This window comes from Candidatus Erwinia haradaeae (assembly GCF_900698855.1).
Taxonomy (GTDB): Bacteria; Pseudomonadota; Gammaproteobacteria; order Enterobacterales; family Enterobacteriaceae; genus Erwinia_E; species Erwinia_E haradaeae_F.
On sequence record NZ_LR217698.1, the window covers coordinates 655445 to 668320 of the forward strand.

General features: G+C 28.9%; 7 protein-coding genes. 2 read left to right on the forward strand and 5 right to left on the reverse strand.

Annotation, left to right across the window (positions count from 1 at the left end; translation table 11 throughout):
• Positions 1–2766: 2766 nt before the first annotated feature.
• The 3 genes from HACICURT3053_RS01965 to lolB form a co-directional block, all read right to left on the reverse strand.
• Positions 2767–3714 (reverse strand): ribose-phosphate pyrophosphokinase, encoded by a 948-nt coding sequence (locus tag HACICURT3053_RS01965; RefSeq protein ID WP_157992068.1) that lies wholly within the window; start codon positions 3712–3714, stop codon positions 2767–2769.
• A gap of 257 nt (positions 3715–3971) precedes the next feature.
• Positions 3972–4832, reverse strand: a complete 861-nt coding sequence (gene ispE / locus HACICURT3053_RS01970) for a 4-(cytidine 5'-diphospho)-2-C-methyl-D-erythritol kinase (protein ID WP_157992069.1) — start codon at positions 4830–4832, stop codon at positions 3972–3974.
• 11 nt (positions 4833–4843) lie between these two features.
• Complete coding sequence (lolB, locus tag HACICURT3053_RS01975) at positions 4844–5452, reverse strand: lipoprotein insertase outer membrane protein LolB (protein WP_157992070.1); 609 nt, start codon at positions 5450–5452, stop codon at positions 4844–4846.
• A gap of 1520 nt (positions 5453–6972) precedes the next feature.
• Here lolB and prfA point away from each other — a divergent pair.
• Both prfA and prmC read left to right on the forward strand, forming a co-directional pair.
• Positions 6973–8055, forward strand: a complete 1083-nt coding sequence (gene prfA / locus HACICURT3053_RS01980; protein ID WP_157992071.1) for a peptide chain release factor 1 — start codon at positions 6973–6975, stop codon at positions 8053–8055.
• Positions 8055–8888 carry a peptide chain release factor N(5)-glutamine methyltransferase gene (gene prmC, locus HACICURT3053_RS01985; RefSeq protein WP_157992072.1) on the forward strand — a complete coding sequence of 278 codons (834 nt, stop codon included), beginning with the start codon at positions 8055–8057 and terminating at the stop codon, positions 8886–8888. Before prfA ends, prmC begins: the two co-directional genes overlap by 1 nt.
• A gap of 62 nt (positions 8889–8950) precedes the next feature.
• Here prmC and secF read toward each other — a convergent pair whose 3' ends face one another.
• Together secF and secD are read right to left on the reverse strand one after the other, a co-directional pair.
• Positions 8951–9895, reverse strand: coding sequence for a protein translocase subunit SecF (secF, locus tag HACICURT3053_RS01990; protein ID WP_414973882.1), 945 nt, complete (start codon positions 9893–9895; stop codon positions 8951–8953).
• Between the two features lie 16 nt (positions 9896–9911).
• The gene (gene secD / locus HACICURT3053_RS01995) at positions 9912–11747 is read right to left on the reverse strand and encodes a protein translocase subunit SecD (protein WP_157992073.1); all 1836 of its coding nucleotides are present in this window, start codon (positions 11745–11747) and stop codon (positions 9912–9914) included.
• Positions 11748–12876 lie beyond the last annotated feature (1129 nt).

The following is a 12876-nucleotide window of genomic DNA, read 5'->3' on the forward strand; positions in this document are numbered from 1 at the left end:
TTGCATCATAACAATGATGAAATATAATCCTAAGTTAAAAACTTTAATTGAATATTTAAATAAAATTACAGTAAAGTGTCCGTCTTAGCCAAAGATAATTATCTTTCTAACTATATTTCAGACAATGTAGATATAAAAATATATTCTTACTTACTTTATAAAAAGTAAATTCTATAGAAAAATATTATTTAGATAGATACGTTATAAAAAAAGTATTTAATACGATAATCCATACAAAAATATATTGAAACCTTTATATTCAACCATAGTCAGTTAACTGAGAACCTTAATTCATTAATTTAATTAAATAAGAAAAGAAACAAAATATCTACAAATCGAATATCTTATTTATTTTCTTAACCCAGATTAAGACAATTAAATTACTTCATTTTTAATTAATTATAATTATGTCTATAATAGATTATTATAAAATAAAAAAACACAAAAAATCCAAATAGTTCGTGTCAAATAAATTATTAATCTATCAGAAAGAAATCTAATAGAATCCTATTTATTCTAAAATAAGTCATTTAATATAAACTATATCTAGCAAGATTTTAAAACGAATACAAATTTCTTTGTCTTTCTTTCTTAATTAATAAGACACTACATATAATAAATATAGTTACAACAAAATTATAAATTTGATCAATAAAAATCCTTGGATACAAAAATCTAAACTCAATAGACAACAATAAATTCTATCACCTATTTTTTAAAAATTTATTCGAAAGTTAATACTAGTTCTTCTAACTAATTAAAAATTATAATGAACCCAGATATCTAAACACTTTTACCTATAGTATATTTTAATATACTGAGCTAACCTCTATATAAACAATCCACGCTATAGATACTAACATGTCTTTTGGTAATTATAAACTAATACCAAAAGATCATATAATATTCAATGCTAATTATTGATCCAATATAGATTTAATAGTTTTAAAATCATCCATGCCTAATAAAATTATAAGAATAATGATTTCAATTACTGTTTAATTCAGGAGCGCCTTTTTCTAATAAAGAAATCAATACTACATCGAATATAGTTAGATTACAAAAGACATCGATTCATTTACAGTCATAAGAAATATTCAATTAACACTTTGAATAATTCTATCTAATCTAAAATATAATATTTCTATATATATTACTTATAGTAAATCATATACTACATATTATTTAATAATCGTAGAAAATTCTACTATTTTATTTGCTATTACAAAAAAATCTAACCAAAATCTAATATTAATTAAACTACTCATTCTATAAAAATATTAAGACAGATAACTACCAAAACAAATATTAAACATTCGATGATTACTAGAAGTATAATTCATTCATATTTAATATCTCTACATAATTAGATAAAAGTTAAGCCTTTCGTAATTCACACCTAAACAACCAATTAATTTGATTATACTTTTTCTATCTAATTATGATCTTAAATAAGATGTGCTTTACATGTTTTACAGAAATAAAAAAATGACTTATTAATCTTGATAGATTCTATTAAAATAATTTATGGATTTTAAAGAAAAAACTCATATATGCACCATCTAATTAATCAAAGAATAATTTTCTAGATTAATAAAATTCTATACGTGAATTTTATAGTTTAAAATATAAAATACCTTTTTTCCCCACGTTTTATTATTGTGATAAAATAATATTTCTACTAGAATAATAAAAATCCTATAAACTTTCTTTGCATGAAACATTTTGATTTCTATAATTTCTTTATAAATTGTCTATTATAGACAATCAAGTTAATCTATATTGAACATATAGAATCTCTTAATAAACCTTATTATAGAATCATCATTTACTAAAATATTAATAATACACAATATATTTCTAAAATATATTTTAGACCTCACTTTTCATTAAAAATCCATATAACACATACAATCAGATAACAAACTGTTATAGTAAATATTACTATAGTTATGAATATGATTGAATAATACTTATCCTTCAATCATAACGGTAACCATTGACAATAACTCTAGTATTGACTATATATTAACAATCATCTGTCTTGATTCAAGAATCATAATAGATATTATCTCGCATACTTCCTCTTATTGATACTATATTAATAACGATAAAAACCTCTAAAGATCAAAAATAAAACTACTCATTCAATACCAATAGCATTAGATTAATTGAACTTTATCTATACAACGAGAATATATTCTATTAAGAAATCTAAAATTACTCAACCGATATATAAACTATATTATACAAGTAATATGGTATTCTAAATAATTTCTATAAGATTGAGATAAAAAATCTTTTTGACTATTAGTGGTATAATCACACATTATGCTCTTAAGTCAAAATCACGTACTATAATAATTTAATCTTATTATAAATGTTATCATATTAATCTATTTCTTTCAGCCAATCAATTAGATTATTTTAAAAACGTTCTATAAGAATTTTTCTAAATATAGTTTTTTACTATAAAAAATCAATAATTAACATAGTTTAATTTATTCAAATTTCCCAAAACTTAAATGTAAAAATTAAAAAGAAATCTTAAAAAATATCTTATTTTCTAAGAAGAAGAAATTCTTGTAGACAAGCCCTAGTGTTGATCAATATTATCAAGATAAATAACCTAATGCTAACAAAATTCATTTCTATTCTAACATAAAAAACACAAACTTCTTACAGAAAATCTAACTAAAGAACTTTTCTTCTTCTATATGTAAATCATATGTAAATAAATTATATATTTTGGAAAAGAATTAATACTTAATACTCAAACATGGCTGAAATTGATTCTTCATTACTAATACGACGTATTGCTTCAGCTAACATCCCTGATAAAGTAAGCGTTCGAACAGTAGGTAATGCTTGAATCTCGATAGGTAGAGGAATTGTATCACAAACTATAACTTCATCAATTACTGAATTTTGAAGATTCTTTACTGCATTGCCTGAAAAAATCGGATGAGTGGTATAAGCTAAAACACGTTTTGCTTCTTGATATTTTAAAGCTTCTGCCGCTTTACACAAAGTACCACCAGTATCGATCATATCATCAACTATAACACAATCACGGCCTGCTACATCACCAATAATATTCATCACCTGTGATACATTAGCGCGAGAACGACGTTTATCAATAATCGCCATATCTGTATCATATAATAATTTAGCAATAGCGCGTGCACGCACTACACCACCTATATCTGGAGAAACAACAATTGGGTTTTCTAATCCAATTTTCAACATATCCTCTAAAAGAATTGGACTTCCAAAAACATTATCAACTGGAACATCAAAAAAACCCTGAATTTGTTCCGCATGAAGGTCTACAGTTAAAACTCGATCTACACCAACACTAGAAAGAAAATCCGCTACTACTTTAGCAGTGATAGGGACACGAGACGAACGAACTCGACGATCTTGACGAGAATAACCAAAATAAGGAATTACAGCAGTAATACGACCAGCAGAAGCACGACGTAAAGCATCAATCATAACAACTAATTCCATTAAATTATCATTAGTTGGCGCACAGGTAGACTGAATGATAAAAATATCACCCCCACGCACATTTTCATTAATTTGCACACTAACCTCACCGTCGCTAAAACGACCAACTGCAGCGTCACATAGACTAGTATAAAGATGATTAGCAATACGTCGTGCCAACTCTGGGACAGAGTTACCAGCAAACAACTTCATATTAGGCACAAGAAAAAACCTCAGGATTGGCACTTAGAAAGTGATATTTTCGAAATAACATCATAGTTAAAATGCACAGATTTCTATAAAATCCTAACTTAAATACAATATCTGTGATATTACAATAATGCTGATAAAGTAATCTAATTTAAAAAATATCTTGAATGTAGGAGACATATGAAATTAAAACACAGTTTTTTCTTTACTGAACTTACTCCCGCTAACCCAAAAAAAAGCTTAAATTGAATTAAATGGTGAAAATTATACTAATTGACTATGCTTCTAAAAAAAGTATGTAAGGGAGAGGTATTAACCCCACGCGCCACAAACCCTTGCCACTGTTCGGGAATACGATTTAATACATTTAAAGCAGACTTCTTAGTGTTAAATTCTGCAAAAATACAAGAACCTGTACCTGTCATATGTGGTGAAGCGTATGTTGACAACCAAGAAATCACCTTTTCAACCTCATTACATCGCTGACGCACAATGCGTTCACAATCATTATGAAAAGGATTTAATAATAAATCTTTTATATGACGACGAGGCGTATCCCGCGTCAAATGAAAATCACTAAACACTTGAAAAGAGGAAATACTAATGCTAGGATAAATTATTAAATACCATTTTTCATCCAATAAAAGAGGTATTAATCGATCACCGATGCCATCAGCAAATGATGTAAGACCCCATATAAAAACTGGAACATCAGCGCCAAGTTGTAGAGCTAGTAATGATAGGTATTTTAAGCTAAATCTAGTATTCCATAAATAGTTGAGTGCTATTAAAACTGTAGCCGCATTTGATGATCCACCTCCCAGTCCCCCACCAATAGGTATGCGTTTTTCTATAGAAAAAGTTGCCCCGACTTTACTAGATAAAGTTCCATGTATTTCCGCTTGAATACGCAAAAGTTTTGCGGCGCGCATGATGAGATTATTTTCCTCTTTAATATCAGCAACAGGGGTTATTAGCTGAAGCGTACCACTGTGATTACTTGCAATAGATACAGTATCACCATAATCAAGAAACTGAAATAACGTCTGAAGATAATGATATCCATCTTGACGACGACCTGTAATATAAAGGAATAAGTTAAGTTTTGCTGGAGAAGGCCATTTAATCATTGAAATTATTTTTAGCCATCTACATATAACATAATATGTTTATGACCTTGATGTAACTCAATCCTAGAGGGCATTGGAGGTAAATTATTTCTACTACGATATTCTAATAATAAAATACGACAGTAATGTCCATTATTATTAAAGATTACCTCATTCAGATGGGATTGCTCATCAATAGAAAAAGTAGTTCCATTTCCTGGCAAGCCCATTATCCACTGATGAAAATTTTCTAGAGGGATATTCATACCTGTTATTTTAAAAATCATATTTCCTTCATCACCATGAATGGGACAACCACTTAACTTACATATCAAATATGTAGATTTATCTTCCTGATTTATTTGAAAAATAGTAACACCTAATGGATTAGTCAATAATAATCGATAATGATCAGGTGACTTCTGATACCAATTAAAATGAGCAGAACCTTTCTTGTCATCAGAAAACCAACACAAGACACCGCGAATTTGATATTGAGTAATACTTTGGATTAACTTTTGGTGCTTATGCCACTCAGGAGACATGTTTGTTAAACCATATTTTTTGACTGGCTCATGAAAAGTACAAGACGATAATAAGATTTCCAGAAAAAAAATTATCCCGAAAAAATGGTAGTACAATACACAAATAATAATTTTACGTCCTTGAATAATATTCAGTGATTTAATTCCCTTTATCCTAATTATAAATTATAAAATAATATTTCTTTCCTCTAAAATCTATTATTTCTATAATAAAGAAATTATATAAAACTTTATATCTTTTATCGTAACATTAAAAATTATAAATGATGTGATTTTATTTGTCATTAAAATACTTAATAGACTCTTAATATTTCTAAGAAAGACAACGGATAAATCTAATACACTTATAACCTAATAGATCTTTTAATCTATTGATGTATCAATGAATAAAAATCGTTATCAATATAATTGATATTATGTCATGTAACCTTTAATTGTTTTTCATGCTCAAGACAATTAATATTGTAAAATAATAAAATTGTATATTCTAAAAAAACCAGGTTCTAAGTCAAATTATAAAATATATATTAATCATCATCCTATATCTAATTCTAAAATCTATCATTCAATTCATAACTTATTTCTTTAATAGAAAACAATAAAAAAAATCAACACAAAAATAACTCCTTTTTTCATGAAATCTTAGATTAATCAAGCCATAAATAAATGACCCAATTTAGAAACAGAAGAGTAACGATATACTATTGGTCTAGAGTACCTCTCAGATAATGAAAATACCTCTATCTTAATTCATACCAAACGATAATATATCATATAAAGAAACATGATCTAATAGACATCCCCGTTATTATAGTTATTATAGTATTTTATACTTTATAAAAATCCAAGAAGTAATTTCAATGTTACCAAGATAAATTTAAATCTATCAATACCTCTCTTCTGTAGATATACAGATAAAATAAAATAATAATAGATATAAGAAAATGATAATATGTTTTATAAAATTCAATAACTAGTGGACTTCATATCTAGGTCAAACCTAATACATTATTTAGTTTTCAATAAACAATAATATTGTTCAAACAAATTAAAAATATTTATAATATATTTTATACAAGTTTTTGTATTAAGTTATAAAATAACCTTATAAACTAATAAATTATTTAGTTCTCAATTACTACTTAACTACATTGACTAGAAAGATAAGCACCTAATAATAAGTATATCTATTTATTATAAAAGATCAGAACCAACCAAAATAAAATATAATTTATTTTAATTATTAACTTAAATTAGATAATCAGAATTTCAGTAACATAAACGATATGTATAAAATACAGATAATTCTACTAACTAGATCAAAAATAATAATTAAATTCAAATTAATAAACTTCAATAATTAATATTAAAGTATTCACGCCTGATTTGCCAAATTCTAATTCAATGATACCTAATCTGTCATAACTAAAACGCTATTTCCAATGATTAAATCAGAATTAACAAAAACCACACCATTTTATATATTTATAATGTTCAATATTATTAATATTAATCTATCTCATAGTAAATTTTTAAAAAAAGAACAGAAAATAATTAGAACATTGTTTTTATTCTCTTAAAATTCTTTATCATATTGAAAGGATAAAATAATATACATGCATTCTTCTATTATCACTAAATTGGAAACATTACAGGAACGCTATATAGAAGTTAAATCGATGCTTGATGATATCAGAGTAATTAATGATCCAGAACGCTTTCGTGTTTTATCACATGAATATACGCAGTTAACCAACGTTATCCAGTGCTTTGTTCAATGGAAAAAAAACCAGGAAGATATTCAAAATACTGAACAAATGCTTAACGACCCCGAACTGCGTGAACTAGTACAAGAAGAGCTACAAACAGCACGTGCTTGTAGCAAAACCATAGAACAACATCTACAGAACCTTCTTTTACCAACAGACCCTAATGATAAACGAAATTGCTATTTAGAAGTTCGTGCTGGAACTGGTGGTGACGAAGCAGCAATTTTTGCTGGTAACTTATTCCGTATGTATAGTAGATATGCTTACTCTAAAAACTGGAATATTGAAGTAATGAGCGCTCATGAAGGTGAGCTAGGTGGGTACAAGGAAATAGTGGCTAAAATTATTGGTAACGGGGCTTATGGTCGACTGAAATTCGAATCAGGAGGACATAGAGTGCAACGTGTTCCAGAAACTGAATCACAAGGTCGTATCCATACATCAGCCTGTACCGTAGCAGTAATGCCTGATCTTCCAAAAAAAGAACTACCAGTTATTAATATATCAGATTTAAAAATTGATACCTTTCGTTCTTCCGGAGCAGGAGGCCAACATGTTAATACTACTGATTCAGCTATCCGAATTACTCATATTCCTAGCGGAATCATAGTGGAGTGTCAGGATGAACGTTCTCAGCATAAAAATAAAGCTAAAGCACTAGCGGTTCTCAGTTTGCGAATTAGAGAAGCTGAAAAAAATCGATGTCAAAAAGAAACATCATCAGAAAGACGAAATTTAATTGGAAGTGGTGATCGATCTGATCGTCATCGAACCTATAACTTTCCACAAAGTCGTATAACAGATCATCGTATCCATTTAACTATCTATCGCCTAGATGAGACGATGAACGGTAAGTTAGATACCCTAATTGACCCTCTGGTTCAAGAATATCAAGCAGATCAACTAGCATCTCTTTCTGAGGAGAACTAATGCAAATACGTCGTTGGATAGAGGCCGCTACAGAGCAACTTGCTAATAGCGCCAGTCCAAAACTTGACGCGGAGATCCTGTTGTCTATAGTTATAGACAAGCCTCGCTCTTGGATTATTGCATTTGATGATAATTTTCTAAATCCTTTTATTTTAGCAGAATTAGAAAAATTACTCCAACAGCGTACTATTGGAACTCCTATCCCTTACCTAACAGGGGAGCGTGAGTTCTGGTCTATGAGCTTCAACGTTACGCCTGATGTTCTCATCCCTCGTGCAGATAGCGAGATTCTAGTAGAAGAAGCATTAGCACGTATTCCTACTGATAAAACTTGTTCAATACTAGATCTGGGAACGGGATGTGGCGCAATTGCTATTGCTATTGCCAGTGAACGCAAAGACTGTCAGGTTCTTGGAATTGACAATGTTATTCCTGTCATAAAAATAGCAAGATTTAATGCAATTAAATTAGGATGTACTAATGTATTTTTTATACCTGGAAACTGGTTTTCTACTATAGGCAAGCGACAGTTTTCTATTATTGCTAGTAATCCACCCTATATAGACAAAGCTGATGCACATTTACTAGAGGGAGATCTTCGTTTCGAGCCAAAGAACGCGCTAATTTCTAGTGATAACGGTCTAGCTGATATTAAACTCATCTCTAAACAAGCAAAAAAATATTTAACTCATGGAGGGTGGTTACTTTTAGAACATGGATGGAAACAAGCCAAATATGTCCGGATCATTCTAGAAGATAATGGTTTTTGTAAAATAAAAACCTCTCAAGATTATGGCGGTAATGATCGTGTAACCTTTGGTCTTCTTTGTTAAATTAATCCCGTTCATTTCTCATTTTTAATAAATATTAGCTAAATAAATATGAAAATCTCATCTTAATCCTCTGTATCTAAATCCTCAGAAAAGATATTTTCTCGTTGTAGTCCTATCTCTAAAGCCAAAGAAGAAGAAATATAAACTGATGAGATAGTGCCAATAATAATACCAAGAAGCATCGTTAATGAAAAACCTTTTAACAACACCCCACCAAAAATAAAAAGAACCAAAACCATCATCAAAGTAATTAATGAAGTAATCATAGTACGCATTAAAGTTTGCGTTAAGGAAAGATTAATAATATAAGAAGGTGAATTCGATATAATTGTAAGAAAATTCTCTCGAATACGATCTGATACTACAATCTTATCATTGAGAGAATATCCTATTATAGATAAAAGAGAAGCTATAATGGTTAGATCAATTTCTATTTGAAACAGAGATAAAAGGCCCGTAGTAATAACTATATCGTATATTAAAGCTAAGACAACTCCCAAAGAAAGTTTCCAAGAAAAACGATAAGAAATATAAATAAAAATAGCTATCCAAGCTGAAATAATCGCTATAACTGCATCTCTCGGTAAATCCTTACCTACACGAGGACCCACAACTTCAATTCGTTTGACAACAACATTCTGTCCTATTGATGTATTAATAGTGTTAAGAACTATGGAGCTAAATGTAGTACCGTTAATATCTTCTTTTGGTTCTATTCGCACTAATAGGTCATAAACGCTCTCTAAATTCTGTATTTGAGGCTGAATCAATCCGATCTTCTTAAGACTAGATCTAATCAAATCTAAATCCACTGGTCTCTCTAGTTTCATCTCAATGACTGTTCCGCCAGTAAAATCTAGACCCCAATTAAAACCACACATACCGATAATATTTATTGAAACTATTAATAAAATTATTGAGCATAAAAAAACTACTTTATTCCAGCTCATAAAATCAATAATTGTATGCTTATGATTCATATTTACAGAATTTTGTGCTTGTAACACTAATTCTCCTTATTTCTTATATAGATAACTTTGTTACGCGCTTTCCGCCATATATAAGATTAATTATAGAACGGGTACCAATAATAGCAGTAAGCATAGAAGTAGCTATACCAATTGCAGTTGTAATGGCGAATCCTTTAATAGAACCACTGCCTAGTATGTATAAAACAATTACTTTAATGAATGTGGTTATGTTGGCGTCTATTATGCTAGAAAACGCCCTTTTATAACCTTGATGAATTGCCATCTGTATAGAACACCCATTGCGTAATTCCTCCTTAATCCGTTCATTAATAAGAACGTTAGAATCCACTGCTACTACTAAAGTTAGTACAATACCAGCAATACCTGGCATTGTTAATGTCGCTCCAGGCAGCAAAGACATAATTCCAATAATTAATACTAAATTTACTAATAACGCTAAAGCAGCTACTAAACCAAATAATTTATATCGTAAAACCATAAACAGAATAGAAACAACGACCCCCCATAAACAAGCCTCTAGTCCCTGAGATATATTTTGCTCTACCATAGTAGGACCGATAATACGTTCTTCTACAATCTGTATTGGTGCAACAAAAGCTCCTGAGCGCAATAAAAGAGAAAGTTGACGAGCTTCTTTCTGATTATTAATCCCGCTAATACGAAAACTACTTCCTAGCTGTGACTGAATATACGCTACATTAATTATCTCATCATGCTTTTCTAATATTTCATGACCGCGTATATCTTGCTTACCACTACCCTTATATTCTATAAATATAGTTGCCATAGCTTGACCAATATGATCTTTGGTAAAGTTAGACATAATGTGGCCACCTTCTCTATCTAAAGAAATATTAACTTGCATTTGATTATATTCATCAATGCTAGTAGTAGAGTGAATAATGTGATCGCCAGTCAGGATCACATGCTTATACACCACAAGTGCTTGGCCATCTCTCGTATATTTCACCTCTGAATCTTGAGGTAGAGGGGAATCAACATTAATATGAATATTTACTAAACGAAACTCTAGCGTTGCCATAGAACTCAAAATTTCTTTTGCCCGAGCAGTATCTTGAATCCCTGGCAACTCTACAACAACAAAGGCATTACCTTGACGTTGAATTATAGCATCTGTTAATCCTAATTGTGTAATTCGGTTGCGTAATACATTGATATTCTGCTCTATTGCATATTCACGCGCTAAGCGAATTCTTTCGTCATTAACTTTTAAAGTTAAAACATTATAAGAACTATTATGAATCACTATATCATGATAATGAGAAAGAACATCTCTTCTTACTTTGTCCCGACTTTTCTGATCTAAAAGACGTACTTTTAGACCAAACAAATCACTTTTACTTAATTCAATATAAGGAATTTTTTTATCATCTAAATCACTACGTAAATTTTCTAAATTCTCCTGTTGTAACTTCGATAACGAACTATCTATATCCACTTCCATAAGGAAATGGATTCCACCACGAAGATCTAAACCAAGCTTCATTGGCTCTGCAAGAAGAGATGATAACCAATGTGGCGTTGCTGGAGAAAGATTCAATGCTACGATGTAATTTTTACCTACAGCTTTTGTAATTACTTCACGAGCTTGCAATTGCAAGCTCGTGTTAGAAAAACGAACTAGGACGGACCCGTTCTTCCAAGCAATAGATTTGCTCTTAACATGATTCTTTTGTAATAAATTTTCAATTTGAACTAACGTATTCTTATTTAAAATATTGCCATGCAAACCAGTAATTTGAATAGACGAATCTTCACCGTAAAGATTAGGTAATGCATACAAAAAACCAAAAAACAATATAATCAATAAAATCAAATACTTCCATAAAGGATAATGATTTATCACAGAAGCTTCCTTTAAGTAACACAATAACATCTGACTAAATTCTACATATTATGCAGTACATTTTCATTATTGTGTTGATTTATCCAATAAAATATGGTTATTGATATAAAGTAATAATATAAATTTCTTATTTTTATTTAATTTCTTCTAAATAATATCAAGCGCAATATTGTCAATAAAATTCAGAATCAATTATTGTATGAGTATGTTACTCTAATTATCTAACTAAAAAATTATAACTGATAATGTCAGGTATAAAATATTATACCTAATGCACTAATGAGTAGATGATAAAAGACGTGAACTAACAGAACTGAGAGAATTTAAGCAATTTTATACACCAAATACTATGTTCAATCATCTCTTCTCCATTGAGAAATCAATAAAAAAATAGAATAATAAAATATACATATTATATCAGAAGTCATAACTTCATAATAACGAGGATAAAATCAAGATCCCAATACTAACTAAAATTATATAGTCTTATACTAGAAATATCTAAACAATTACTTAAAATAATTAAAATATAATCTATTTTCTGTGTCTATTTTATAAAAATAGACAAGATTATTTTCGTTGAAAATAAAATTCTTATTTTATCAACTAGAGTTACTCTTCTTTTTTATATTACAAACGTTAATTCTGTTTCTAGATGAAATCTATAATGCATAAAATATAACATATCTCTTAAAATCAACTTTTGAGTTTTATTTGTCCTAATTTATAAACTTTATTATCTCTCGTATATGATGAAATAATTATCTTTTAAACAAAGATCAAAATGTCTAGAACAGTAGACAACTTACTTAAGTTTTTTAAGTAAAATATACTTAATTATTTATTATTTTATAATAGTTTTTAAAACTCATATTAAAACTTGTCAAATTAAAACTAATACATAAAAATAAAAATATCAAAATGAACAAAAAAACAAATACATTACAGATTTCTTTGTGCCTTAGATATCTTCTATCATCATGCCACTATTAAAATTAAATCTCATGTTTCACGCATAATTATATGATATCATATAATATATATATTCATTCATTCAAAATATATTCACTATCTATCATGTGAAAACATATATTTCAAAATGATTCTTTTATACCAGATGATATGCTTA